This is a genomic window from Bradyrhizobium sp. SOJA106 (assembly GCF_059448745.1).
Map to the genome: position 1 here is coordinate 582,497 of NZ_CM182549.1, position 25,665 is coordinate 608,161.

At 65.1% G+C, this 25,665-nt stretch carries 24 protein-coding genes and 1 pseudogene; 7 read left to right on the forward strand and 18 right to left on the reverse strand.

The window, feature by feature from the left end; translation table 11 throughout:
* The first annotated feature begins 92 nt into the window (after positions 1–92).
* Entirely contained in the window at positions 93–1,286 is a 1,194-nt protein-coding gene (locus tag AC5V87_RS02760) for an ABC transporter substrate-binding protein (protein WP_456841476.1), read from the forward strand.
* Positions 1,287–1,390: 104 nt separating this feature from the next.
* Here AC5V87_RS02760 and AC5V87_RS02765 read toward each other — a convergent pair whose 3' ends face one another.
* Genes AC5V87_RS02765 through AC5V87_RS02780 form a run of 4 tightly spaced genes read right to left on the reverse strand, consistent with a single transcriptional unit; the run spans position 1,391 to position 5,986 of the window.
* Entirely contained in the window at positions 1,391–1,777 is a 387-nt protein-coding gene (locus tag AC5V87_RS02765; RefSeq protein WP_495369930.1) for an MAPEG family protein, read from the reverse strand.
* Positions 1,778–1,801: 24 nt separating this feature from the next.
* Complete coding sequence (locus tag AC5V87_RS02770; protein ID WP_456841474.1) at positions 1,802–2,884, reverse strand: lipocalin-like domain-containing protein; 1,083 nt, start codon at positions 2,882–2,884, stop codon at positions 1,802–1,804.
* Complete coding sequence (locus tag AC5V87_RS02775; protein WP_495369931.1) at positions 2,874–5,336, reverse strand: ABC transporter permease; 2,463 nt, start codon at positions 5,334–5,336, stop codon at positions 2,874–2,876. Before AC5V87_RS02775 ends, AC5V87_RS02770 begins: the two co-directional genes overlap by 11 nt.
* Positions 5,333–5,986: an ABC transporter ATP-binding protein gene (locus tag AC5V87_RS02780; RefSeq protein WP_456841472.1), complete on the reverse strand. Its 654-nt coding sequence runs from the start codon at positions 5,984–5,986 to the stop codon at positions 5,333–5,335. Before AC5V87_RS02780 ends, AC5V87_RS02775 begins: the two co-directional genes overlap by 4 nt.
* 145 nt (positions 5,987–6,131) lie before the next feature.
* On the opposite strand from AC5V87_RS02780, the gene AC5V87_RS02785 reads away from it, so the two are divergent.
* Positions 6,132–7,481: an MFS transporter gene (locus tag AC5V87_RS02785; RefSeq protein WP_495369932.1), complete on the forward strand. Its 1,350-nt coding sequence runs from the start codon at positions 6,132–6,134 to the stop codon at positions 7,479–7,481.
* A 169-nt stretch (positions 7,482–7,650) separates the two neighbouring features.
* On the opposite strand, the gene AC5V87_RS02790 is transcribed toward AC5V87_RS02785, so the two are convergent.
* The 11 genes from AC5V87_RS02790 to soxX all read right to left on the reverse strand — a co-directional run bounded on the left by AC5V87_RS02790 (position 7,651) and on the right by soxX (position 17,116).
* Positions 7,651–9,369 carry an N-acyl-D-amino-acid deacylase family protein gene (locus AC5V87_RS02790; RefSeq protein ID WP_495369933.1) on the reverse strand — a complete coding sequence of 573 codons (1,719 nt, stop codon included), beginning with the start codon at positions 9,367–9,369 and terminating at the stop codon, positions 7,651–7,653.
* Positions 9,370–9,477: 108 nt separating this feature from the next.
* Positions 9,478–10,683, reverse strand: a complete 1,206-nt coding sequence (locus tag AC5V87_RS02795) for an MFS transporter (protein WP_495369934.1) — start codon at positions 10,681–10,683, stop codon at positions 9,478–9,480.
* A 173-nt stretch (positions 10,684–10,856) separates the two neighbouring features.
* A complete protein-coding gene (locus AC5V87_RS02800; protein ID WP_456841468.1) occupies positions 10,857–11,018 on the reverse strand; it encodes a hypothetical protein in 162 nt (53 codons plus the stop codon).
* A gap of 81 nt (positions 11,019–11,099) precedes the next feature.
* The gene (locus AC5V87_RS02805; protein WP_456841467.1) at positions 11,100–12,137 is read right to left on the reverse strand and encodes an MBL fold metallo-hydrolase; all 1,038 of its coding nucleotides are present in this window, start codon (positions 12,135–12,137) and stop codon (positions 11,100–11,102) included.
* Between the two features lie 267 nt (positions 12,138–12,404).
* On the reverse strand, positions 12,405–12,857 hold the full coding sequence (locus AC5V87_RS02810) for a DsrE family protein (protein ID WP_456841466.1): 453 nt from the start codon (positions 12,855–12,857) through the stop codon (positions 12,405–12,407).
* Positions 12,858–12,859: 2 nt separating this feature from the next.
* Positions 12,860–14,605 carry a thiosulfohydrolase SoxB gene (soxB, locus tag AC5V87_RS02815; RefSeq protein ID WP_495369935.1) on the reverse strand — a complete coding sequence of 582 codons (1,746 nt, stop codon included), beginning with the start codon at positions 14,603–14,605 and terminating at the stop codon, positions 12,860–12,862.
* A 148-nt stretch (positions 14,606–14,753) separates the two neighbouring features.
* On the reverse strand, positions 14,754–15,059 hold the full coding sequence (locus AC5V87_RS02820; protein ID WP_456841464.1) for a hypothetical protein: 306 nt from the start codon (positions 15,057–15,059) through the stop codon (positions 14,754–14,756).
* The gene (gene soxA, locus AC5V87_RS02825) at positions 15,056–15,919 is read right to left on the reverse strand and encodes a sulfur oxidation c-type cytochrome SoxA (RefSeq protein WP_495369936.1); all 864 of its coding nucleotides are present in this window, start codon (positions 15,917–15,919) and stop codon (positions 15,056–15,058) included. Before soxA ends, AC5V87_RS02820 begins: the two co-directional genes overlap by 4 nt.
* Positions 15,919–16,230: a thiosulfate oxidation carrier complex protein SoxZ gene (gene soxZ / locus AC5V87_RS02830; protein WP_456841462.1), complete on the reverse strand. Its 312-nt coding sequence runs from the start codon at positions 16,228–16,230 to the stop codon at positions 15,919–15,921. The genes soxA and soxZ overlap by 1 nt, the downstream gene beginning before the upstream one ends.
* Positions 16,231–16,245: 15 nt before the next feature.
* Positions 16,246–16,737, reverse strand: coding sequence for a thiosulfate oxidation carrier protein SoxY (gene soxY, locus AC5V87_RS02835; RefSeq protein ID WP_456841461.1), 492 nt, complete (start codon positions 16,735–16,737; stop codon positions 16,246–16,248).
* A gap of 25 nt (positions 16,738–16,762) precedes the next feature.
* Entirely contained in the window at positions 16,763–17,116 is a 354-nt protein-coding gene (gene soxX / locus AC5V87_RS02840) for a sulfur oxidation c-type cytochrome SoxX (RefSeq protein WP_495369937.1), read from the reverse strand.
* Positions 17,117–17,369: 253 nt separating this feature from the next.
* Between soxX and AC5V87_RS02845 the strand changes: the two genes are divergently transcribed.
* The gene (locus AC5V87_RS02845; RefSeq protein WP_495369938.1) at positions 17,370–18,044 is read left to right on the forward strand and encodes a DUF938 domain-containing protein; all 675 of its coding nucleotides are present in this window, start codon (positions 17,370–17,372) and stop codon (positions 18,042–18,044) included.
* A 41-nt stretch (positions 18,045–18,085) separates the two neighbouring features.
* Here AC5V87_RS02845 and AC5V87_RS02850 read toward each other — a convergent pair whose 3' ends face one another.
* Positions 18,086–20,152, reverse strand: coding sequence for a prolyl oligopeptidase family serine peptidase (locus AC5V87_RS02850; protein ID WP_495369939.1), 2,067 nt, complete (start codon positions 20,150–20,152; stop codon positions 18,086–18,088).
* A gap of 196 nt (positions 20,153–20,348) precedes the next feature.
* Here AC5V87_RS02850 and AC5V87_RS02855 point away from each other — a divergent pair, with 196 nt between their 5' ends.
* Positions 20,349–21,596 carry an MFS transporter gene (locus tag AC5V87_RS02855; protein ID WP_456841457.1) on the forward strand — a complete coding sequence of 416 codons (1,248 nt, stop codon included), beginning with the start codon at positions 20,349–20,351 and terminating at the stop codon, positions 21,594–21,596.
* Between the two features lie 294 nt (positions 21,597–21,890).
* Positions 21,891–23,119, forward strand: a pseudogene (locus tag AC5V87_RS02860) (MFS transporter).
* A gap of 108 nt (positions 23,120–23,227) precedes the next feature.
* Here the strand turns inward: AC5V87_RS02860 and AC5V87_RS02865 are convergent.
* Positions 23,228–23,686: a helix-turn-helix domain-containing protein gene (locus tag AC5V87_RS02865; protein WP_495369940.1), complete on the reverse strand. Its 459-nt coding sequence runs from the start codon at positions 23,684–23,686 to the stop codon at positions 23,228–23,230.
* 74 nt (positions 23,687–23,760) lie between these two features.
* Between AC5V87_RS02865 and AC5V87_RS02870 the strand changes: the two genes are divergently transcribed.
* Both AC5V87_RS02870 and AC5V87_RS02875 read left to right on the forward strand, forming a co-directional pair.
* A complete protein-coding gene (locus AC5V87_RS02870) occupies positions 23,761–24,636 on the forward strand; it encodes a class I SAM-dependent methyltransferase (RefSeq protein ID WP_495369941.1) in 876 nt (291 codons plus the stop codon).
* Positions 24,629–25,126, forward strand: a complete 498-nt coding sequence (locus AC5V87_RS02875; RefSeq protein ID WP_495369942.1) for a DUF2938 domain-containing protein — start codon at positions 24,629–24,631, stop codon at positions 25,124–25,126. The genes AC5V87_RS02870 and AC5V87_RS02875 overlap by 8 nt, the downstream gene beginning before the upstream one ends.
* Before the next feature lie 21 nt (positions 25,127–25,147).
* Here the strand turns inward: AC5V87_RS02875 and AC5V87_RS02880 are convergent, their stop codons facing one another.
* On the reverse strand, positions 25,148–25,642 hold the full coding sequence (locus AC5V87_RS02880) for a VOC family protein (protein ID WP_456841453.1): 495 nt from the start codon (positions 25,640–25,642) through the stop codon (positions 25,148–25,150).
* Positions 25,643–25,665: the final 23 nt, after the last annotated feature.

A 25,665-nucleotide genomic window follows, 5' to 3' on the forward strand; every position in this document is an offset into this window, starting at 1 on the left:
CTAACGACCAACATGAAATGGGTGGGCAGGGCAGCGGTTCTTCACTACTATCCGCGCGATTTCAAAAACAGAACACTGCTGGGAGCTAACTCATGAAATCAGCCCTTTTGACCGCCGTCGCAATGTCGGCCCTGTTGCTGGCGGCGCCGGCCTCCGCGCAAGGCGTCAAGATCGGCATCCTCAACGATCAGTCCGGCGTCTATGCCGATTACGGCGGCAAGTGGTCGGTCGAGGCCGCCAAGATGGCGATCGAGGATTTTGGCGGCGAGGTTTTGGGCCAGAAGATCGAGCTCGTCACCGCCGACCACCAGAACAAGCCTGACCTTGCGACCTCGATCGCACGGCGCTGGTATGATGTCGAGAACGTCGACATGATCACGGAGCTGACGACCTCCTCGGTCGCGCTTGCGGTCCACGAGCTCTCCAAGGAAAAGAAGAAGGTCGACATCGTCGTCGGTGCCGCGACCTCGCGCCTCACCGGCGATGCCTGCCAGCCCTACGGCTTCCACTGGGCCTACGACACCCGCGCGCTCGGCGTCGGCACCGGCGGTGCGCTGACGAAGGCCGGCGGCGACACGTGGTTCTTCCTCACCGCGGACTACGCCTTCGGCTATGCGCTGGAGAAGGATACCAGCGAGATCGTCACCGCCAATGGCGGCAAGGTGGTCGGCTCGGTGCGCGTGCCACTCAACTCCTCCGACTTCTCCTCCTTCCTGCTCCAGGCGCAGAGCTCGAAGGCGAAGATCGTCGGCCTCGCCAATGCCGGCCTCGACACCACCAACTCGATCAAGCAGGCGGCCGAGTTCGGCATCGTCTCGGGCGGCCAGAAGCTCGCCGGACTCCTGATGACGCTCGCCGAAGTGAACGGCCTCGGCCTCCAGGCCGCGCAAGGCCTGGTGCTGACCGAGGGCTATTACTGGGATCTCAACGACAAGACCCGCAATCTCGGCGAACGTTTCTTCAAGCGTACCGGGCGGATGCCGAGCATGATCCACGCCGGAACCTATTCGGCGACGCTGAGCTACCTCAAGGCGGTCAAGGCCGCCGGCACCAAGGACGCGGAGGCCGTTTCCAAGAAGCTGAAGGAGCTGCCGGTCAACGACGATTTCGTGCAGGGCGGCAAGGTGCTCGAGAACGGCCGCATGGTCCACGACATGTATCTGTTCGAGGTCAAGAAGCCCTCGGAGTCGAAGAAGCCCTGGGACTATTACAAGCTGCTCGCCACCGTCCCCGGCGACAAGGCGTTCTTCACCGCCAAGGACAGCGGCTGCCCGTTGACGAAGTGACGCGTAGCGTCATTCCGGGGCGGCGCGCCAGCGCCGAACCCGGAATCTCGAGATTCCGGGTTCGATGCTTCGCATCGCCCGGAATGACAGCTTACAATCATCCCTCACATCAACCTCAACACCACCGCCCCGAGCGCGCCGGCCCACAGCGCGATGGCGGCCAGCGCCTGGATCGCGAAACCCGGGCCGCGCTTTGCGGCGGCCTGCGAATAGCCGATGAAATAGACGACGCGGCCGATGATCCAGACGGCGCCGATCGCAGCCGCAATGGCATCGCCGATATAGATCGCGAACAGCCAGAGCGCCGGCAGGAAGATCGGCATCCATTCCAGCGTGTTCATCTGGATGCGGAACGCGCGCTCGAAATCCGGGTGGCCCGACATCGCCGGTACCTTGACGCCGGTCTGAGTGCGTGAGCGCGAAACGTTGATGCAGGTGAAGAAATAAAATGCGATCGCCAGCAGCGTGACGAGGGCGGTGAGATGATACATCGGGAATCCTCTTGAGACCGCGCTTCAATAGCCGGTCAGCTCGAGATAGCCAACGCCGTCATGCGTGCCGGAAAAGCTGATCGGCCCCTCCCAATAGGAGAAGCCTGTCCCCATCCATGCTTTCGGATTGAGCGGCTTGCAGAGGATCGAGAAGGAGCGCGAGGGAATCGCGATCTGCCATTCCACCGGCAGCTTGCGGCCGGCGATCTCGGCCGTCGCTCTCGGACTCATCTGGATATCATTGCTCGCAATCATCTGCGTGTCGCCGGCGGCGCTGATCCAGTTGCCGAACGGATAGTCCTGACCGTCCTTTTGGCGCAACCGGTACAGCATCAGCTTGTCGCCGGACGAAAGATGCAGCGACAGCCAATCCCAGCCGGTCTGGTCGGCATCGAGCGGCTGGCTGCTCCATTCGCGGTCCATCCAGGCCTGGCCCGAGACGTCGACCGGCTTGTCGTCGATAGTGAGCGTGCCCCGCGCGCGATAGAACGGCTGGCTGTAATAATACGACGCTTGCCCGCGCTCGGACTTGCGGCTGTAGCCGTGATCGCCCTGCAGCACCACCGGACGATCGGCCTCCAGCGTCAGCGCGTAGCTGAAGTCGGTGCCCGAGACCTTTAGCGAGAGCGGCGCCAGCGTGCGATCGCCTGTCTGCTCAGAACTCTTCATCTCCCAATCGTCGATCCAGGCCGCGAACGGTTTTGCCGTGACGCCGGCCTGTCCGATCCCGCCGCGCGAGAAGGCCTCGTGGAAGCGGTGCGTGCTCGCACGCGTCACTGCGGCATGCGCCATCCAGATCTGCTGATTGGCCCAGCCTTCGCCTTGCTGCCCCGGCTGCGCCGCCTGCCGGAACAGCGTCCATTGCAGCCCGCATGCTGCGCCGCTGCTATCGACGAGGTTCGCCGTGAGATACCACCATTCGATGCGAAACTCCGGATGCGGCCCGTGATCGGCGGGGAAAGCAAAGGCCTTTCCCGGCGTCACCTTGGCAAAGCCGTCGGCCGTCTCGCCGAGCCCGGCATAACCTTGTGCGCTCGCACGGCGTGCGAGAGCGAGCGCGGCGATGCCGCCGGCAAAGGCGCGCCGGGATATCCGATCAGCGCTCATTGGCAAACACCTCGACGAGACTCGCCGGCTGCATCCGCGCCAGCCGCAGCATCGGCAGCAGCGCAGCCAGCAGCGAGGCGAGCAGCGCCACTGCGACCAGCTCGACCAGCTGCAGTGGAAACACATGGAACGGCAAGCGCCAGCCGAACGCTTTGACGTTGACGATCGCGATCAGGCACCACGCCACCAGGAGCCCGAGGGGTACGGCCAGGAGCGAGGTGAACAGTGCGACCGACAGCGTCTTGGTCAACTCGATCGCGGCAAGACGCGGCCGCGTGATGCCGATTGCCCAGAGCGGCGCGAGCTGCGGCAGGCGCGAATTCGCCAGCGTCAGCAGGCTGGTCAGGAGCGCAATGCCGGCGACGCCGAGCGTGAAGGCGTTCAGCGCCGAGGTCACCGCAAAGGTGCGGTTGAAGATGCGGATCGATTCCGCCTTCACCGTCGCTTGGTCGGCGACGCTGCGGTCGTCGAGCGCGAACTGCTTTTGCAGCGCCGCGATCAGGCCGGCGATATCGTCCTTCGCGACGATCAGGCCGATCCGCGTCTGCGGCGTCTGCGGAAACTGCCGGATCAGCGCCGCGACATTCACCGCGAGCTGCCCCTTGGGGTTGCCGTAGTCGGCATAGATGCCGACGATGTCGAGCTCCCAGGTCCCGCCCGGCGCCGGCACCTCGATGACGTCGCCGATGCGGACGTTGAGGCGGCGGCTGAGCTGCTCGCTGATGAAGGCGGCATTGCCCGGCACCAGCTGGGTCCAGGCGCGCGGCGCTGTCTCCAGCAGCGGCCAGCGCTCGCGATAGAGCGCGTGATCGGGCAGGCCAAGCAATTCCACCGGCTGGCCCTGAACCTGCGTCTCGGCCCGGCCGCCCGACAGCACGGCCTGCACATCGCTGCGCTCCCTCAACCAGCTGCGGATCGCGACGGCCTGGGCGTTGTCGGCGGCGCTGATATAGACGTCGGCGGCGAGGCGCCCGTTGAGCCAGCCGATAAAGGTGCGGCTGAAGGTTTCCACCATGGTGGACACGCCGACATTGACGGCGAGCGCGAGCAGTAGCGCCATCAGGGCCAGCGACAGTCCGGAGAGCTGCTGCCGACTGTCCGCCCAGAACCACAGCGAGAGCGGCCCTTGCGCGCTGCGCTGGCCGATGAGCAGGATGATTTCGAGGAAGGCCGGCAGGATCAGTGCCGCGCCGAGCATCAGCGCCGCCAGCACGCCGAATCCCGCAATCAGCGACACACCGTATTGGAGCAGCAGCAGCGCGACCGCGAATACGGCGCAGGCGGCAAGGCTCTGCAGCACCAGCCAGCGGCGCTGCTGCTGTTGCCAGGCGCGCGGTTGCGCGGTCGCCAGCACCGGCATCCTGATCGCCTTGACCAGGCTGGTCGCCGCCGCGACAAGCGCGCCCGCAACGCTGATGCCGATGCCGGCGAGCCACCATTCAGGCCGCAATGTGAGTTGTCCCGGGATCTGCGCACCATAGAGCCCGCGCAGCGAGGCCGCCACGTCGGGCAGAAGCGCCGCCGCGATGAAGTAACCGCAGACGAGCCCGATCAGGCCTGCCGCCAGCGCCAGCGCCACCAGCTCGATCACCAGCACCGTGTTGACCAGCCGCGCCGAGGCGCCGCAGGCCCGCAACGTCCGCAGCATCGGCAGCCGCTGCTCGAAGGCGAGGCCGACGGCGGAGTTCACGATGAACAGGCCGACGAAGAACGACAGCAGACCGAACGCGGTGAGGTTGAGATGAAAACTGTCGGTGAGGCGTTCGAGCTCGGTCTCCGAATTCGGCTCCGCGCGCTGCAGCTGATCTCCGACGATGTCTTGCAGCGGCGCCGGCTTGCCCTTCGGCTTGCCGATGAGGAGCCGGGAGACCTGGTCCGGCTTGTTCAGCAGCCGCTGCGCCACGCCGATGTCGACCACCAGCGCGTCGGGCACGAGCTGCGGCAGTACGCGCAACGGCGGCAGCTTTGCGCCGTTGCTGATCGGCGGCGCCGCGCCCTCCTGCTCCTGCAAGTCCGTCAGCGTCTCCCGCGCCACCAGCGTCTGGCCCGGCGGAGCAACGAAGCTGCTCAAATCCGCGGCGCCGAGGCGCGGTGCGTTGCCGACATCGGCCGGCATCGTCACCGGCTCGATGCCGAGCAGCCGCATCGAGCGCCCGTTGACCTGAACGCGGCCTTCCAGCACCGGGGAGACCGGCCAGCCGGCGCGGCGGAGCTTGACGAACAAATCTTGGGAGAACGTCGCCGCGTTCGGCGCCACCAGCATGGCCGTGCGCACGCCGCCGAACGTCGCCGCGGCGCGGTCATAGGCATTGCGGGCCTGCTGGTTGATCGCCTGCACGCCGCTCCACAAGGCGGTCGCCGCGATCAGGCCGATCAGCAGCGTTGCGAACTGCATCTTGTGACGGCGCCAGTGGCTCAGCAGCACGGCGAGGACCCACAGCGCGCGCCTCATGCGATCCGTCCCGCATGCAAGGTGACGTGCCGATCGAGCGTGCCGGCCAGATGCAGGCTGTGCGTCACCATCAGGAAGCCGCAGCCGGTGCGCGCGACGAGGTCGCGCGTCAGCGCCAGCACGTCGTCGGCGGTGGCCTCGTCCAGATTGCCGGTCGGCTCGTCCGCGAGCAGCAGCGAGGGCTTCGTCGCCAAGGCGCGGCCGATCGCGACGCGCTGCTGCTGACCGCCTGATAATTGCTCCGGATAGCGCCTGAGCAGCTGGCCGAGCCCGAGCCGCTCGACCAGCTCCTTGGTCCAGGCCGCATCGTGCCGGCCGGCGATCCGCGCCTGGAAGGCGAGATTGTCGCCGACCGACAGAGACGGGATCAGGTTGAACTGCTGGAATACGAGGCCGATACGGTCGCGCCGCAGCTCGGCCCGGCCTGCGTCTGACAGCTTGGTGACCTCGGTGTCCTCCAGGCGAATTGTGCCGCTGTCGGCGGCATCGAGGCCGGCGATCAGGTGCAGCAGCGTGCTCTTGCCGCTACCGGATTCGCCGGTGAGCGCGACGCGCTCGCCCGCCTTGAGGTCGAGGTCGACGCTGCGCAGCACGTGAACCGGCTCGCCGGCCGAGGCGAAGGTCTTGGAGAGATTTCGGATCGTCAGCACGATGAATGGCGCCGGGCGGAATTAACGGAAATGTTGCGTAGCACACTTGGTGGGGAAATGCCGGGGTTGCGTTGCTCTCGCAGCCGTTGTTAGCTTCAAGCAGGCCAAATCAAAAATGTGCCAAAAAACATAGACGGGGAGAATCATGAGCGCTCAGGGAACGCCGTCCGCGGCAGGTACGACGGCAGGGACGTCCAGGGAGACGACAAGGCAAACGCCGAAGGGCGCCTGGACGGTCACGTTTCTGCTCTTTCTCTTCATGCTGGTGAACTTCGCCGACAAGATCGTCGTCGGCCTCGCCGGCGTGCCGATCATGACCGACATGAAGCTCAGCGCCGAGCAATTCGGCCTGCTCGGCTCCTCGTTCTTCTTCCTGTTCTCGATCTCGGCCATCGTGGTCGGCTTCATCGTCAACAAGGTGCCGACGCGCTGGGTGCTGCTGGCGCTGGCGGTGATCTGGGCGCTGGCGCAGTTTCCGATGGTCGGCACCGTCTCCTTCACCACGCTCCTGATCTGCCGCATCGTGCTCGGCGCGGGCGAAGGCCCGGCCTTCTCGGTCGCCGCGCACGCGATCTACAAATGGTTCCCCGACGAGAAGCGTACGCTGCCGACCGCGATCCTCTCGCAAGGCTCGGCCTTCGGCGTCATCCTCGCGGTGCCGGCGCTGAACTGGGTCATCGTCAATCATTCCTGGCACTATGCCTTCGGCGCGCTCGGTGTCGTCGGCCTGATCTGGGTTGCGGCCTGGCTCGCGCTCGGCAAGGAAGGCCCGATCGAGAGCACGCAGGTCGCGGCCGTGACCGAACCGACCGTCCCCTATTTGCAGCTTCTCACCTCGCGCACCTTCATCGGCTGCGTCGCGGCGACCTTCGGTGCTTATTGGGCGCTGTCGCTCGGCCTCACCTGGTTCACGCCCTTTATCGTCAAGGGGCTCGGCTTCTCGCAGAGCCAGGCCGGCTTCGTCTCGATCCTGCCTTGGGTGTTCGGCGCCACCATCGTGATCCTCACAGGCTGGATCTCGCAGGTGATGATGGCCCGCGGCTACAACACGCGCGTCGCGCGTGGCGTGCTCGGCTCGGTGCCGCTGGTGATCGGCGGGCTGATCCTGGCGATGATGCCGCATGTTCAGGGCGCGGGCCTGCAGATCGCCCTGCTGGTGGTCGGCTCCGGCCTGTGCGGTGCGATCTACGTCGTCTGCCCGCCCATGCTTGGCGAGTTCACGCCGGTGTCGCAGCGCGGCGCCATCCTCGCGATCTACGGCGCGCTCTACACGCTCTCGGGCATCATTGCCCCGAACGTGATGGGCACCGTGATCCAGCGCGCCGGCAGCATGCTCGACGGCTACATGACCGGCTTCACCATCAACGCCGCCATCATGGTCGGCTCCGGCCTGCTCGGCCTGTTGCTGCTCTGGCCGAACACGGAGCGCGCCAGGCTCACGGGTGGCGCGCCGGCGCAACCCGCCCCGCTGAAGGGCGCGGTCTCGCCGACGTAAGAGGGCCGCGCTCACTTACCCTCCCCTGGAGGGCCCTCCAGGGGAGGGTAAGCGGCAATGCCTCTCTAAAGCATGATCCGGAAAAGTGCGAAGCGGTTTTCCGAAAAAAAGATCATGCGCAAACAACAACCTAAAGCGCGATCACGATTCATCCCAATCTCATCGCGCTTTAGTTCGCCAGACCCTGCGCGCCCCGAATCAGCTTCCCTGGCCGTCTGCCGGTGGCCTCACCCTGTCGCCGCGTCACCACGCCCGACACGATCGTCGCCTCATAGCCGTCGACATCCTGCAGCAATCGCCGTCCGCCGACCGGCAGGTCGTAATGCACCTTCGGCGGATGCAGGTGCAGCCGGTCGTAGTCGATCACGTTGAGGTCGGCCTTGTAACCGGGCGAGATCAGTCCGCGATCGGCGAGGCCGACCGAGAGCGCGGTCTTGCGCGATTGCGCAGCGACCACGAACGGGATCGTCAGCTTCTCGCCGCGTTTGCGGTCGCGCGTCCAGTGCGTCAGCAGATAGGTCGGGAAGCTGGCATCGCAGATGATGCCGCAATGCGCTCCGCCGTCGGACAGGCCGGGCACCGACTGCGGATCGACCAGCATCTCGCGCGTCGCATCGAGATTGCCGTCGGAATAGTTGAGGAACGGCACGTAGAGCATGCCGCGGCCCTCGTCCGACAGCATCGCATCATAGGCGAGCTCCTCCGGCTGGCGGCCCTGGCTGCGCGCCTGCGGTCCCAGCGCGTTCTCCGGCGGCTGCTCGTAATCGGGAGGATCGCCGAGCAGGAACATCTTGTCGTAGTTGGGACGGAAGAACAGCGGATCGTCAGTCGACGTCGCCGTCTCGCTCAGGATCGCCTTGCGCACCTCGCTCTGGTGCAGCCGCGCCAGCCGCTCCTTCAGCGGCAGATGGGCGATGGCCTTGTAGCTCGGATGGGTCTGGAACGGGTTGCGTGACAGCTCGAGGCCGAGCAGGAGTCCAACCGGACGTGCGGCGATCTGCGCGGTAATGGAAAGGCCGCGCCTTGCCGCCGCGTTGATCTCGTCCAGCGTCTGGCGCCAGCGCTTTGGCGCCTTGTCGTTCTGCGTGATCGAGAACGAGATCGGGCATTTTGTGGTGTCCGCCACCCGCAGCATCATCGGCAGATCTTCGTGGATGGTGGAGAGATCAAGCACGAATTGCAGCACGCTGCGGCCCTCGGCTTGCATGGCCCCGGCAATTGCGGTGAGCTCGTCCTCGCCCGCCTTCAAGGTCGGGGTGAAATCGCCGGTCGAGGTGCGGTGGTTGAGCGTGCGCGAGGTCGAGAAGCCGAGCGCGCCGGAGCGTACCGCCTCGCCCGCGAGCTTCGCCATCGCCGCATTGTCTTCCGCCGTCGAGGGATCGCGGCGCGCGCCGCGCTCGCCCATGACATAGACGCGCAGCGCAGCGTGCGGCAGCTGCGCGCCGACATCGATGTCGAAATCGCGCTTGCCGAGCCAGTTCATATAGTCCGGAAAACTCTCCCACGCCCAGGGAATGCCCGCGCTCAGCACCGGCTCGGGAATGTCCTCGACGCCTTCCATCAACTGGATCAGGCGGGTGTGGTCGTCCGGCTTGCACGGCGCGAAGCCGACGCCGCAATTGCCCATGATCGCCGTGGTGACGCCGTTCTGCGAGGACGGCGTGATGTCCTGGCTCCAGGTGACCTGGCCGTCGTAATGGGTGTGAACGTCGACGAAGCCCGGCGTCACCAGCTTGCCGCGCGCGTCGATCTCTTCGCGGCCCTTGGCGGAGACCTTCCCGACCTCGCTGATCCTGCCGCCGGAGATGGCGACGTCAGCCTCGAACAGCTCGCCGCCGTTTCCGTCCGCGACGGTGCCGCCGCGGATCACGAGATCAGGGGTGCTCATGGTGTTTCTTCCCTTTTCGCTTGTTGTTGTGTTTTGATTTATCGGCTCGTCGCCCCGGACAAGCGCAGCGAAGCGGAGCGCCGCAGGGACAACGACTGAATTCGCTGCTTAAGTCTTTGCCGGCTTCCGTTCCGTGAACGGCGACAGCACCACCGTCGCCAGCATGAAGATCACGGACGCCCCGAACACCCAATGCGGGGCGCTCTGGTCCATGATCCAGCCGAACAGCAGCGGTGAGACGATGCCGCCGAGATTGAAGCCGGTGGAGACGATGCCGAAGGCGCGCCCGGCGGCGCCGGGAGGCGCGGCGTTGCGCACCAGCATGTCCCGCGACGGCGCGATCACGCCGGAGAGGAAACCTGCGGTCGCCATCGTCGCGGTCAAGGCCCAGGCCGGCAGCGTGACCAGCGCGATCAGCAGCACGATTGCCGCATTGGCGGCAAAGCAGGCGGCGGCGACATAGCCGTGACGCTCGGTGTAGTCGGCGAGGAAGCCGCCCGCGAGCACGCCCGCGGCGCTGGCTCCAAGGAACGCGGTCAGCGCGACGTTGGCGATCGAATAGGAGGCGCCGTAGCCGCTCATCAGCGCCACCACGCCGAAATTGTTGATGCCGGCGACCGACAAGCTGAGCAGCGTGAACAGCGCAGTGAGCATGATCAGAGCCGGCGTGATCACGGCCTGCTTCGGCGCGGCCGCCTCGCCGGGCTTCTTCTTGTGTGCGCCGGCATCGGGAATGCTCATGACGACCAGCAGCAACGCCACGGCAATGCCGACCGCGCCCGATGCGATCAGCGCGCCGACGCCGCCGGAGACGGTGACCAGCGCGGCAACGATCGCCGGCGCCACCGCGCCGCCGAAATAGCCGGCAAAGGTGTGGATCGAGAAGGCGCGGCCCATCCGCGCTTCGTCCATGTGCTCAGCCAGGATGGCGTAGTCGGCGGGGTGATAGACGCTGTTGGCGAGCCCGAGCAGCACCGCGCAGGCGATCAGCGCGGGGTAGCTGAGATGCAGGCCGAGCAGGATGAGCGCGAGGCCGCCGAGCGTGAGGCCCCCCAGCAGTAGCTTTCGCGCGCCAAAATGGTCGACCAGATAGCCGGTCGGCGCCTGCGTCAGGCCGGACACGACCGCGAACACCGTCAGCGCGAAGCCGAGCTCGATATATCCGACCCCGAGCTTCGCCTTCAGGAAGGGAAACAGCATCGGCAGGACCAGCATATGGAAATGGCTGACCCAATGCGCGATCGAGATTCCCGTCAACGTGCGCAGCGCGCTGTCCGCCTTGCCTTGTTGCGGTGCGGCGAGAACGTCAGCCATTGCAGTTCCGTTTCACGTCCTGGAGGGGGTGGTCAAACTATCGGGGAGAGCGGTTATTTGTCCATGAACGCAGGCGCATGGCAGGTAGTGCGGGTGGGGGAAGTGAGGGGCGTCGGGGCGCCTCCACGCCATCGTTCCTGCGAAAGCATGCGTTCGCAGGGACGACAGCGCGCTCACAACGGCTCGTCATCATTGCCGTAACGATCACGTTTCGGCGTGGCTATGTCGCCGTCTTCGTAATCGTCGTCGGACTCGCGCGGAGGTGGGGATGTCTTTGGCTTGTCGTCAGCCGTCTTCGTCTTCGGCGGCGCGCTTGGCTTGGCGGTTTTGGCCATGGCTGGTCCCGGATGGTGATGCTTCACCCGATTTATCCGGAAGATATGTGGGGTTCCCTGATCTGCCGCAAGACGAAGGCGTCAGTGCACCACCGGCCCGCCCGCCTTCTTCCAGGCATCGATGCCGCCGGCAATGTGCGCGGTGTTCGATAGCCCCGCTTCCTTTGCAGCGGCCACCGCCATCGCCGAGCGCTCGCCGAAGGCGCAGAAGAACACGACGCGCCGGCCCGTCGCGGCCGCGACTTCGCGCAGCATGCCGCCGGGCTTCAGGCTCTCTTCGACCGACGGATAGGGTGTGTGCAGCGCACCCTCGAGCATGCCGTGCTTCATCCGTTCATTGGTCTCGCGTAAGTCCACCAGGAGGATGTCGGGCCGGCCGAGGGAGCGGATCGCCTCGACTGCGCTGAGCACGCGGCCCTCTTTCTCCAGCTCTTCCTGGTGCAGGCCGACATGCATGTTGGCGGGGATCGCCACGTCCATCATCTTGGGATTGGGCAGCTTAAGGTTGGCCATCAGCTCGATATATTCGTCGACCGAGCGCACCTGGAGGCGTGGATTGTAGCGCCTCTCCTCGCCGATGGTGGAGACGGTGTCGCCCTTGTAGTCGTGCGCCGGAAACACCAGGGTCTCATCCGGCAGCTTCAGCAGCCGGTTGAAGATCGACTCATATTGTGCGCGCGAAGAGCCGTTCTGGAAATCGGTGCGGCCGGTGCCGCGGATCAAAAGCGTATCGCCGGTGAAGACGCGGTCGCCCATCAGATAGGAATAGGAATCGTCGGTGTGGCCGGGCGTGTACATCACGTCGAGCGACAGGCCCTCGATCGTCACCTTGTCGCCGTCCGCCACCCGCATCGCCACCACGTCGGCCTTGGTCTGGTCGCCCATCACGGTCATGCAATGAGTGCGGTCGCGCAGCTCGCCGAGGCCGGTGACGTGGTCGGCATGCAGATGGGTGTCCACCGCCTTGACCAGCTTGAGGTCGAGCTCGCGCAGCAGCTGGCAATAGCGGTCGACCTTCTCCAGCACGGGATCGAGGATCAGCGCCTCGCCGCCAGGGCGGCTCGCAAGCAGATAGCTGTAGGTGCCCGAAACGCTGTCGAAGAGCTGACGGAAGATCATGGCAGGGACCCGGCGTGGAACTGATTTCGAGGATTGTACTACGGGGCGGGACGGAAAGAGAAGCAATTCACTGTATAGATGGTGAAATTTGGAAGATTTTTATCTGGCCCCACTCACCATAGTCATCGCCCGGCCTGACCGGGCGATCCAGGTATTCCACGACTCTGGTGAGAGATACGGAGGGGCCGCGGTGTACTGGATTCCCCGCCTTCGCGGGGAATGACACTCGTGGGGCGAGGTGGCGTGTCTCCAAACTCCGGACGGGCCCTAGGGCCTCACCACCGTGTACCCGTTCTCCGCCAGAAACAGGATCTGCCCGACCCCGACTTGCACGGGTGTCGCGGCGGGAATGAACTCCGGCCTCTTCCCGGTCTCCCGCTCGATCGTGTCCACCGTGTTAAGGCAGATGTCGAAGCGCACGCCCTGCGCGATCAGGCTCTCGACCTGCTTGCGGCGCTCGCTGCCTGACAGCAGAAGATCGATGCCGGGACCAAACGCGACGACCTCGATCGCGACCTTGTCGGGCTCGTAAGCCTTCAAGAGATTGTTGGCGACGCTGAGCACCAGCGCCTGCTTCTTCACATCGCCGTCGGAGAGCTGGAGCGCGACCTTGTGCTCGGCGAACGGCTTGTCCTGAAGCGGCACCTGCTGGGCAAAAGCCTGCGGCATCGTCATCCAGGCGAGCAGCATCAGCACGCGAAGAATTTGCGACCGCATCATTCCTATCCCGCAATGCCTGGATTGCCATCGACGCCCTTCAGCGTGACGCCACTGCCGAGCCGTTCCTGAAACATTCGGCCCGACCGCAGATATTTGGCGACGACATCCCACACCGGCGCGCCCTGCTGGCCGTTAATCGAGGCCCAGCCCGCGACCTTGTAGCGGTGGCTGGCGCTCAGCGTCTTGCCGCCATTGAGCTTCAGCTCCGAGATGCGGCTGCCGATCGCGTTGGTCGGGCTGCAAGTGTAGCTGAGCCCGCCGGCGCGCACCATGTCGCCGCCCTGCTGGTAATAGGGATCGGCGTTGAAAAGGTTGTCGCAGATGTCTTCCAGCACATCCTTGATCTCTGCGCCGGTCATCTCCTGCACATAGGTCTCGGGATAGCTGATCGCGGTCTCCGCGAGCACATCTTCCATGGTCAGCGCCTGGCCCGACAGCGCGGTGACGCCCCAGCGAAAACCCGGCGACAGCGCGATCTCGGCGTCGAGCTCGGTGCGCAACGCGGTCCAGATCAGCTCGTCCATGGGTCCTGCGAAATTGTCGCGGCGATAGAGCAGACGGTCCGGGGTGGCGATCTTATCCGCCCAGTCGGTCATATGCGGCGCGCGCAGCCGGCCGATCAATTCGGCCATGGCGGGGTCGGGCTTGAGCAGCTCGGAATAAACAGGCAGCAGATGATATCTGACATCGCCGACCTTGCCCTTGTCGAGAGCGAGATCGAGCACGCCCAGAAATTTCCCGTTGGAACCGGCATTGGTGACAAGCGTCGTACCGCCGGCGTTCTTCACCGGGATGGGCTGCGGCACGGCGTCATGGGTATGCCCGCCGAGGATGACGTCGATGCCGGTGACGCGGCTTGCGAGCTTGAGATCGACGTCCATGCCGTTGTGCGAGAGCAGGATGACCGCATCGACCTTTTCGGTGCTGCGCAGGCCATCGACGTGCTTCTGCAGCTCTTCCTCGCGGATGCCGAAGGTCCAGTCGGGCGTGAACCGTTTGGGATGGGCGATCGGCACATAAGGAAACGCCTGGCCGATGATCGCGACGCGGTGGCTGCCGAGCTCCTTGATCATGGAGGGCTTGAACACGCGCCCGCTGGCCTTGTCGAAGGCGGGCGCATCATTGAACGCGGCTTCCTCGGTGAGAAAAACGTTCTGCGCCAGAAACTCGCCCCTGAAGCGCTCGAGATTGTCGCGCAGCGCCTGCTCGCCATAGGTGAATTCCCAATGTCCTGTCATCGCCTCGATGCCGAGCAGGTTGGCGACCTCGACCATGTCGCGGCCCTGCATGATGTTGGCAAGCCCGGTGCCCTGCCAGAGATCGCCGCCGTCGACAAGCATGGAGCGCTTCTCGCCTGCATCGCCGCGCAAACGGTCGATCAGCGTCTTCAGATGGGCAAAGCCGCCGAGCTTCCCGAAGCGGCCCGCGGACTTCTCGAACTCGAAGCAGGTGAAGGCGTAGGCATCGGCGCTGTCGGACCGGATGCCGAACCGCTCCAGGAAGGCGCGGCCGACCAGATGCGGCGGCCGGCCCGCCATCTCGCCGATGCCGATATTGACGCTGGGCTCGCGGAAATAGACCGGGTTGAGCTGCGCATGCGTGTCGGTGGTGTGCAGGATCCGCGCATTGCCGAACCGTTCGAGGTCGTAAATGCTCGCGGCCTCCGCGGCGCGCGCGAGCCGAGGCAGGCTGAGCGAGGTGGCGACAGCGGCTGTACTCTTCAGGAATTCGCGGCGGCGGATGGCCATCCCAGATTCTCCGCGCCTATGCTCGGCTACGACAGTTCAACGCGCTCAAGTCTAAAGCATGATCCGGAAAAGTGCGCAGCGGTTTTCCGAAAAGATCATGCTCAAACAAACAGCTAAAGCGCGATGGCGATCCTAATCGCATCGCGCTTTAGCGGATTTCCATGGCCTTCCAGGCTTCTTTTTCGGACGTCGCCTGGACGATCGACGCCTTCGCCAGCGCCTCGGCTTCCTTCGAGGCGGCAACCGCCCGGTCGAAATCGCCGCCGTCGGCCGCCTTCCTCGCGGCGGCGAGCGCCGATACGGTCACCGTCCACTGGTTGCGCATGCCGGCGGCCTCCTTGGAGGCGGCTTCGGCAGCGGCATAAGCCGCCTTGTAGTCAGCCTCGTTGGCCGCGCGTGCGGATGGCGCGAGGCTCAGGGCGAGCAGCATGGCCAAGGGTAGTGACAGCTTCATGGCCGCGCTCCCGGGCCTGAAATCGGCAGGCCGTTGGCGACGTAGGACAGGAAATACTCGACGTCGCGATATTCGTCCGACTGCGGCTCCAGCGGAACCGCGCGGGTCTGGCTGTTGCAGGTGACGAAGCGGCGGCTGATCGTGCCCATGCCGCTCCATTCGGAACGATAGATCGGCATCGCGTTCAGGATGCCGAGCGCCGGCGCCAGGATCTCGGCGCGGATGCGCTCGCCCGGGCTCTGCACATGGCAGCTCGCGCAGGAGAAATTCAGCTGGCCGCGGCGGGTGTAGAAATAGCGCTTGCCGTTCTCGAAGGCTGCGAGCGCGCGGGGATCGTCGGGAATCTTGATGTCCATCGGCTTGCCACGCGAGGTGTAGGCCATGTACGCCGTCAGCGAGGCCATCTCGTCCTTGACGTAGGAGTAGGGCGCTTCGCCATTGGCCTCGCGGCAGCGGTTGAGCGCGAGCTCCAGCGTGACGACCTTGCCTTCCTTGGTGTCGAAATAGGGATAGTTCTGGCGAATGCCGATGCCGCCGTTCGGGAAGCAGTCGGCATAGGTCTTGCCGTTCTTGAACGGCGTCGCGAACATCTCCTTGCCGGCATCGAGCGCGAACTCGTAAGGCGGAAATTCCTCTTTCTCCTGCCACTGCCGCTTCATATCGGCGTTCATGGAATAGGGACCGTTGACGAAATCCTCGTGCTTCACGTCCGGAAATTTTTGGAAGAAGAAGTTCTGGAACGCCTTGGCATCGGCAACCGGATCGACCTTGTCGGCCGCGGCCACGTGCGGTGAGGTCAGCGCGAACGCGACCAGCGCGGCGCTGAGCGAGCCAAGCAGGAGCGAGGTGCGGGCCTTCATCACGAAATCTTCGCGGTGGTCGTGTCCGACGCACCCTTGTTGTCGATCCAGGAGATCTTGAGCTCGTCGCCCTTCTTGGCTCCTTTGAAGCTGAACTTGAGGTAGGGGTCCTTGGAGACCGCGGTGCCCCAATCGGCGACGAAGACGTCCTTGCCGTTGCATTCGAACTTCAGCCGCTGGATGAAATGCGCGGGGATCAGCTCGCCCTTGGAGTCCTTGACGAGACCGGTGTCCATGGGATGCTGGATCAATGTCTGCACCTCGGTGATGTCGCCGTTGGCGGATGCGCGGACGCGAATGCTGGATGCCATGTCGATCTCCCTCGCCTAGCCGCCGCAGCCGCCGACGGTGACCTTGACCTCTTTGGTCGCGCTGTAGAGCTTGCCGTCGGCTTCGACGATCGCGGTCACGTTGGTGGTCTTGGCCATCTTCAGGCGATTGGCGACGCCCGGCAGCGTGCCTTCGGGAATCCTGTAGGACGCGGCCAGCGCATTCGGGTTCTCGGCCACGAAGAACGAGATCGAGGTGACCTTGTCGAGCGTCGTCGTCACCGAGATCGGCACCACGCCGCCATTCTCGGCGATCTCCGGCGCATCGAGCTTGATCTTGTCCGAGGGCTCGGCGGTCTTGCCGTAGAGCGCCTTGATCGCGTCCGCTTCGTTCTTCAGCTTGAACGCCTCTTCCGGATATTTGTCGTTCGCCGCCGCGAGCGCCGACGTAGCCCCGAACGGCAGATTGCCAAGGCCGAGCAGCGCGACGCCGGCTGCGCCCTGAAGGATCAGGCGCCGGGTCGGAAGAGGGCCGGTGGTGGTGGTCATCTCAACTCTCCTGGGATGCCTGAAGTCACAGGGTTTGCAGGAAATCAACGATCGCGCTGATCTCCTGTTCGGTCAGAATCCGGTTCCGGCCGAACGGCGGCATCATGGTCTGCGGGTTGCGCTTGGTCTCGTCGAAGATGATCGCGACCAGCTCGTTGCGATCGGGGTATTTTGACTTGATGTCCTTCAGCTCCGGGCCGATCGTTCCCGGCAGGTCGCCGCCCTTGATCACGTGGCAGGTCAGGCAATTGCCCTTGCCGCGGTCGAAGGCGAGCTTCTGGCCCTCGGTCACGGCGGATTGTGCCCGCGCAGGGCTTGCGAAGCCGGCGGCGATGGCCAGCAGGAGGAACAGGACGGGCATCCGGACAAGGGCGGTCAAGGCGTCATTCCGAGGGCGTTGTGGCGATGGTCTCGATCGCGAAATAGGCGTTCCAAAGCACAAAGGGCTGCCCCTGACAATCAAGACTATGCACGCGGCAAATTGGAGTTAATATCTTCCGCATTGCAACTGAAGAGATTATTTGTTCGGTCGATTTGGCCCCAATGGGCATGGGCGCCGGCGGCTGTTTCCAGGGCGTTTGGGCGCTCATCCTGTTTTCATCGCGTTCTCGGTTTTTCAAGGGGACCTCACTTTGGCTGAATATGTCGTCGAATTTGGCAGGGACGGCGGACGGGTCGAGCCTGACGGCCGGCTCGATGCGCCGGCCTTCCATCGCAATCACGAGCCGCTCTGGGCGGCGCTGGAAAAGCATCTGGCTGGCCTCACCGGCAACGTGGTCGAGGTCGGCAGTGGAACCGGCCAGCACGTGGTCCATTTCGCCCGCCAGACGCCCGGCCTCGTCTGGTGGCCGAGCGATCTCAACCAGCGACATCTGAAGAGCATCGAGGCCTGGCGCGTCCATTCGGGCCTGCAAAACATCCGCCCGCCCCTGCGGATCGATCTCACCGATCCCGACTGGTGTCCGGAGATGCGAAGCGGGCAGGCGCCCACAAGCCTTGCCGCCTTGTTCTGCGCCAACGTCATCCACATCGCGCCATGGAGCGTGGCCGAGGGCCTGTTCGCCGGCGCCGGCCGCTATTTGCGCGCCGACGGCAAGCTGTTCCTCTACGGCCCGTTCAAGCGCGACGGCAAGCACACCGCGCTCAGCAACGCCGTGTTCGATACGTCTTTACGCGAAGGCAATCCCGAATGGGGTGTTCGTGACGTCGGCGACGTCGAGACCCTGGCGAAGGCCGCAGGCCTTCGCTTGGTCGATACCATCGAGATGCCCGCAAACAATCTGACGCTGGTGTTTTCGAGAGGCTAGCTCGGGACGTCATGCGCGGGACAAGCCCGGCCATGACGGCGCTAGCTCTCGTCCCGCCACCCGATCTTCTGCTTCAAGAACCGGAAGCCGATCACCTCGAAGCCGGCGCGCTCCTTGTTGTCCTTGCCGTAGCCGTGGCCGCCGGCGGCCGGCTCGTAGAACCAGGCTTCATAGCCCATCGCTTGCAGCTTCGCCGCCATTTTGCGCGCATGGCCGGGATGGACGCGGTCGTCGCGCCGCGTGGTGGCGATCAGGATCGGCGGATAGGATTGGCCGGCTTTGACGTTGTGATAGGCGGAATAGGTCTTCAGCCATTCCCACTCCTCCGCCTTGTCGGGATCGCCATATTCCGCGATCCAGCTCGCGCCTGCGAGCAGTTTTGTGTAACGGCGCATGTCGATCAGCGGGATGGTGCAGAACAGCGCGCCGAAGCGCTCGGGATAGCGCACCAGCATGTTGGTGATGAGGATGCCGCCGTTCGACCCGCCCTGCGCGGCGATGCGCTTTGCGCTCGTCACGCCGCGGCGGACGAGATCGGCGGCGACAGCCGCGAAATCGTCATGCGAGAGCTTCTTGCCGGCGAGCCGGCCGGCATCGTGCCAGCGCGTGCCGAACTCGCCGCCGCCGCGCAAATTCGCCTGCACCGTAGTGCCGCCGCGCTCGAGCCACAGCTTGCCGAGCGCGGCGTTGTAGTAAGGCTTCACGGAATGCCCGAAGCCACCATAGGCGCTCATGTAGACCGGCGCATCGCCGGTCTCGGTCGCCGGCCCGGTCTGCACATAGGGAATGCGCTCGCCGTCGACCGAGATCGCCTCGTGCTGCGTCACGATGAGCCCGTCGGCGGTGAACGTCTTCGGCGCCTGCTTCAGCACAATCGGGCTTTCGACGCCGCGTTCGAGCAGCAGCAGCGACGGCGGCGTCAGCGGGTCCTGCACATTGGCGAGCAGGTCGCCATTGCTCTCGCTGGGATGGCGGTCGAGCGGCCAGACGTCGACGACGCCGATCTGCGGCAGGCCAGGAAGCGTCTTTCGGCTCCATGAGGTCGCCGACGGCGTGCAGATGTCGAAGCGCGGCTGGAGCTCATCGAGGATCGACAGCACCAGCTTGCCAGCGGCCCAGAACAGGCCTTGCAGCGCGCGCCGCGGCGCCGGCTCGAACAGCACCGCGAAATCGCGGCTGCCGGCGAGGAACGCTGACAGCGAGATGCCGAGCACAGTGTCGGTGGCATAGCTGCGGCCTTCGACGGACCAGTCCTTGCGCAGCTTGATCGCGAACCAGTCGCCATGGGCCTGCATCCAGATGCCGGTCGGCAGATCGAGCTTCGTCGTCGCGCCGGCCGCATCGCGCAGCCAGATCGCGTGATTGAAGAAATCGATCTGGTCGATGATCCAGACCCGCGGCGCTGCTCCGGTGTCGTCGCTCATGCCGTAGATCATCATGTGATCGGCGGCGGTCTCGATGATCACCTCCGCCTGCTCGACCGCCTGGCCGCGCCGCCACAGCCGGACGGTCCGCGCATAGCCCGAACTCGTCGTCATGCCTTCGCCATAAGCACTGGACAGCAAGAGCGTGTCGGCATCGAGCCAGTCGACGCCGCCCTTGGCCTCCGGCAGCGTAAATCCATCAGCGACAAAGCTCTTCGTGGCGACGTCGAACTCGCGCAAGCTTACCGCGTCGCTGCCGCCGCGCGACAGGCTGAGGATCGCCCGCGAACTTCCCGGCATCGTGGCGATCTGGCTGAGCAGCCAGTCCTCGCCTTCCTGTGCTGCGAGCTGGTCGATATCGAGAATCGTCTCCCACGCGGGACTCGCTTTGCGAAATTCCGTCGGCGTGGTTCGTCGCCACAGGCCACGCGGGTTGGTGGCGTCCTTCCAGAGATTGTGCAGATCGCGGCCGCGCCGGCTGACATAGGGAATATTGTCGGAACGATCGTAGATCGCGGCGAGGACGTCGCGGTCGCGCTCGAACGCTGCGCCGCCAAAGGCGGCGAGCGTCAGCTGATTCTGCCGCTCGACGAAATCAAGCGGCTGCTTGCCTTCGATCTCCTCCAGCCACAGCCAGGGATCGTCGTCGGGAGCTTGAAGCGTGGGCCTGTCGTCGGCGGACATGGACGAAACTCCTGGAGGGGCGGCGGATAGGATTTGATCGAGCGCAAGCCGTCAAGGGCCTGCTCCGGTATGATCGGCCTGATTGCGTCAGAGGCATGGCCCGCGCCCGTTTGCGCTGGTTGTCCGCCCTCCCGCGTCCCTCCATAGTGCCGGGAATCAACGCGCTCCTTGAGAGCCCCTGGGGGCGGAAAAGCCGATGCTGGATGTGACGACAGCCAACGAGATCGCCGACGACGCGCGCGTGCGTGCCAATGTGGTGCGCCTCGCGGCCGCGCAGGCGCTGACCGGCGCCAACTCGGCGGTGATCTTCGCCACCGGCGCGATCGTCGGCGCCACGCTCGCACCCGACATGTCGTTCGCGACAGTCCCGATCTCGATGTACGTGGTGGGCCTCGCCGCCGGCACGCTGCCGACCGGCGCGATCTCGCGCCGCTTCGGCCGCCGCGCCGCCTTCGTGGTCGGCACCGGCCTTGGCGCGCTGACGGGTCTGCTCGGCTGCTTCGCCATCCTGCACGGCTCGTTCGCGCTGTTCTGCCTCGCGACCTTCCTCGGCGGCCTCTACGGCGCCGTGGCGCAGTCCTATCGCTTCGCCGCCGCCGATGGCGCCAGCGCCGCTTATCGGCCCAAGGCCGTGTCGTGGGTGATGGCGGGCGGCGTGTTCGCCGGCGTGCTCGGCCCGCAGCTCGTGCAATGGACCATGGACGTCTGGTCGCCTTATTTGTTCGCCTTCAGCTTCCTGGTGCAGGCCGGCGTCGCACTGGTGGCGATGGGCATCGTCGCCGGCGTCGATATGCCCAAGCCCGGGCCGGCCGATCTGCACGGCGGCCGGCCGCTGCTCACCATCGTGACCCAGCCGCGCTTCATCGCAGCGGCGCTATGCGGCGTCATCTCCTATCCCGTGATGAATCTGGTGATGACGTCGGCGCCGCTCGCCATGAAGATGTGCGGCCTGTCCGTGTCCGATTCCAATCTCGGCATTCAATGGCACATCGTCGCCATGTACGGCCCGAGCTTCTTCACTGGTGCGCTGATCGCGCGCTTCGGCGCGCCGAGAATCGTCGCCGCCGGGCTGCTGCTGGAAGCGGGGGCCGCCGGCATCGGCCTCTCCGGCCTCACCGCGATGCATTTCTGGGCCACCTTGATCGTGCTCGGCGTCGGCTGGAATTTCTCCTTCATCGGGGCCTCCGCGCTGGTGCTCGAGACGCACCGGCCGCAGGAGCGCAACAAGGTGCAGGCCTTCAACGATTTCCTGGTGTTCGGCATGATGGCGCTCGGCTCGTTCTCCTCTGGCCAGCTGCTGGCCAATTTCGGCTGGTCCGCGGTGAACATGGTGGTGTTCCCGCCGGTGGTGCTGGGCCTTGCCGTGCTCTCGCTGGTCTCCTGGGCACGCCGCCGCAAGGCGCGGCTGGAGGCGGCCATGGGCGAGTTCCCGGACGCGGTGTGACGCATGATCCGGACCCGAAGGGCCGCGTTAGCTCAAAGTGCGCAGCGGTTTTCCGACAAGGCCATGCGCAACTAGTTGGCGGGAGATTGTCAGCAGCGTCGATAGTTCGATCCAGCTCGAAGTGATTTCGGGTCGGCGTCGTTACATGATGGCCGTCATGAACAGGCTCATCAGGCCATCAATGTCCTTCAATTTCCACCGTCATTCCGGGGCACCCGAAGGGTGGACCCGGAATCTCGAGATTCCGGGTTCGATGCTTTGCATCGCCCCGGAATGACGGCGAGGAGCAAAGAAATGCTCAACAATCCCCGCCACACAATTCCAATTGACGAATCCTCCCTTCGCTACGAAGGCTGGCGCATCGTCGCCGTCTGCTTCCTGCTCGCGACCTTCGGCTGGGGCTCGGCTTCTACGGTCAGAGCGTCTATGTCGCCGAGCTCCAGCGCGCGCGGGGCTGGCCGGCCTCGCTGATCTCGTCCGGCACCACATTCTTCTATCTGTTCGGCGCGCTGCTGGTCGTCTTCGTCGGCGAAGCCGTCCGGAAATATGGCCCGCGCATCTGCCTCATCGCCGGCACGCTGGCGATGGCGGCTGCCTCGGTTGCGATCGGCGCGGTGCGCGAGCCCTGGCAGCTGTATCTCGCCGACGCCGTGCTTGCCTTCGGCTGGGCCGGCACGAGTCTCGCCATGATCACCAACACGATCAGCCTCTGGTTCGACCACAAGCGTGGCATGGCCATCAGCCTTGCGCTGAACGGCGCCAGCTTCGGCGGCATCGTCGGGGTACCCTTGCTGGTGATGTTGATCGGCCGTATCGGCTTTGCCGGCGCGATGTACGCCGCCGCCGGCGCCATGCTGGTGTTGCTCGTTCCGGTGATCCTGCTCGTCGTCGGCCGCCCGCCCGATCTTCACGGCTGGCAGCTGGCGGCAAGAGCGAAGCCGCAATCGTCGACGGAGATCCGCGCCTGGGCACTGCGCGATGTCGGCTTCCTCACGGTGACGATTGCCTTTGCGCTGGTGCTGTTCGCGCAGGTCGGCTTCATCGTTCACCTGATCTCGTTCCTCGATCCCGTGGTCGGCCGCGAGCGGGCCGCGATGGCGGTTGCTGTGCTGACGGCAATGGCGGTGGTCGGCCGCGTGCTGTTCTCGCTCGTGATCGACCGCCTCAACCAGCGGCTCGCCTCGGCGCTGTCGTTCCTGAGCCAGGCGGCGGCGCTGTGCGTCGTCATCAATGTGCAGAACGACTACGTGCTGATCGCGGCCTGCGCGGTGTTCGGCTTCTCGGTCGGCAACCTCATCACGCTGCCGTCGCTGATCGTGCAGCAGGAGTTCGCCCCCGCCTCGTTCGGCGTGCTGATCAGCCTGAACACGGCGATCAACCAGGTGACCTACGCGTTCGGCCCCGGCGTCGTCGGCTTGCTGCGCGATTGGTCCGGCGGCTATGTGCTGCCGTTCTATCTCTGCATCGTACTGGAAGTGGCGGCCGCGGCGCTGATCCTGGTGCGGGGGCGAGACGTCGCCTAGGCATGATCCGGAAAAGTGCGAAGCGGTTTTCCGAAAAGATCATGCACAAACAACAACCTAAAGCGCGATGACGATTCATCCCAATCTCATCGCGCTTTAGGCTGCGGCTCAGCGCGCGCGACGCTTGCTGGTCGTTCCGTGCAACGGCTGCGGCACCGCGAACTTTCGTTCGATTGCGCCGGATGTCGCCGCCCGCATCAGGCGGCGGAATGTCGGACATTCCATGTGGCTTGGGGCGGGACAGACGGCGGCATGCCGCAGCCCGTCACGCATGGCGATCAATCTGCGGATTGTCCCGTCCAGTTGCTCGGCCTTGGTCGCCAGCTTCCGACGATCAATGCACGGCCGCCCGTCAGGTCCGAACATCCGGGCGATCTCGTCGAGCGAGAATCCGGCTGAGCGTCCCAATGCGATCAGTGCCAGTCGTTCCATCACGCCTGCATCGAACAGCCGACGCAAGCCGCGCCTTCCGATCGAGGTGATCAATCCCTTCTCTTCATAGAAGCGCAGCGTTGAAGCGGGAATGCCGGAGCTCTGCGCCACCTCCGCTATGTCGATCGTCTTCATCCTCTTGACCTCAAGTCAACTTGAACTGGCACTATGCAGTGGTCCGACGCGGCCAAGCAAGACGGGAGTTGACCATGAACGCTGTGCAACAAACAGATTACGAGCAGATGAGGCTCTGGAACGGGCCGGCCGGGCGCGCCTGGACCGAAGCGCAAGACATTCTTGACCAGATGTTCCGCCAGTTCGAGGCGCCCCTTTGCGAGGTCGTACCGGTGGGAGCGGCGCGCCGCGTGCTTGACGTCGGCTGCGGCACCGGGGGCGTCACGGTGGCCATCGCCCGAAGACTCGCCGAGCACGGCCGCGCCGTGGGAATAGACATTTCGGCGCCGATGATTGGAGCAGCCCTCAGCCGTGCACGGCACGAGGGCACGCCAGCCCACTTTGTTTGCGCCGATGCGCAGAGCTACGAATTTGAGCCCGGGAGCTTCGATACGATCGTCTCGCGCCTGGGCGTCATGTTCTTCGCGGATCCGATCGCGGCATTCGGCAATCTGAGGCGCGCCACCGTCGAAGGAGCCAGGTTGCGCTTCATTGCCTGGCGAAGCGCAGCAGAGACTCCGTTCATGACCACGGCCGAGCGCGCCGCCGCGCCTCTCCTGCCGGAACTTCCGGCCCGCCGCCCGGACGGCCCGGGTCAGTTCGCCTTCGCCGATCCGCGCCGGATCGAACGCATCCTGCGGGCGGCCGGATGGACGCGGATCGAGATTCGGGCCGTCGACATCCCTTGCAGCTTTCCTGCGAGCGAGCTCGTTCGCTACATCAGCTGGCTCGGCCCTGTCGGAACGATCCTGCAGGATGCGGATCCCCAGCTACGTCGGACAATTGTCGAGGCGGTGCGTCCGGCTTTCGACGGCTATGTCCAGAAAGACGCGATCTGCTTCACCGCCGCATGCTGGATGGTCGATGCAGAGACCCCATCCGCTGCTTCTGGCGAGGTGCCAGATGCCTAGAGTACTGGATCTCCTGACATGCGCTGTCCTGGTCGGCTGCGCCGCGACGGCCGCGACCGACGTTTGGGCGCTCGTCCGCTCATACCTCTTTGCGATCCCTTCGCTCGACTACGGCCTCGTTGGTCGCTGGTTGATCCACCTGGCGCGTGGTCGATTTTTCCATAAAGCTATCGCGGCGGCGGCATCGGTTCGCGGCGAACGCCTGATCGGATGGGCCGCTCACTACCTGATCGGCATCGTGTTCGCGGCGATCTTGCTCGCCATCTGGGGACTCGATTGGCTGCGTTCCCCGGCGATCGGTCCCGCAATGATCGTGGGGATCGGTAGCGCAACGGCTCCTTTCCTGATCATGCAACCAGGCTTTGGGCTCGGCCTTGCGGCGCGGCGGGCGCCACGTCCAAACATGGTGCGTCTCAACACCCTGCTCACGCATGCAATATTCGGTCTCGGCCTCTATGCCGCGGGATGGGTCATGAGATTCCTGCGCTGAGCGCGACCGCCGCACACACACTCACCGCTCGCGCTGCTTCAGCAGCGCATCGACATCCAGCCGCTTCGTGAACATCGCCAGCTTCCCATCCTCCCCGAACGGCCATTGCTCCCGCGGCTTGTCCCAGTACAGCTCGACGCCGTTCTGGTCGGGATCGCGCAGATACAGCGCCTCACTGACGCCGTGGTCGCTAGCGCCATCCAGCGCGATGCCGGCCGTGAGCACCCGGTGCAGCGCATCCGCCAGCGCGGGGCGCGTCGGATAGAGGATGGCGGTGTGGAACAGTCCCGTCGTGCCCGGCGGCGGCGGCGAGCCGCCCTTGCTTTCCCAGGTGTTGAGCCCGATGTGGTGATGATAGCCGCCGGCCGAGATGAAGGCCGCGCCCGATCCCATCCGCTGCATGAGCTCGAAGCCGAGCACGCCGCAATAGAAACCGAGCGCGCGATCGAGATCGGCGACCTTGAGATGGACGTGGCCGATCCTGGTACCGGCGGCGATGGCGGATGATTGCGACATGTGGCTGCTCCGTTTCTGAACTC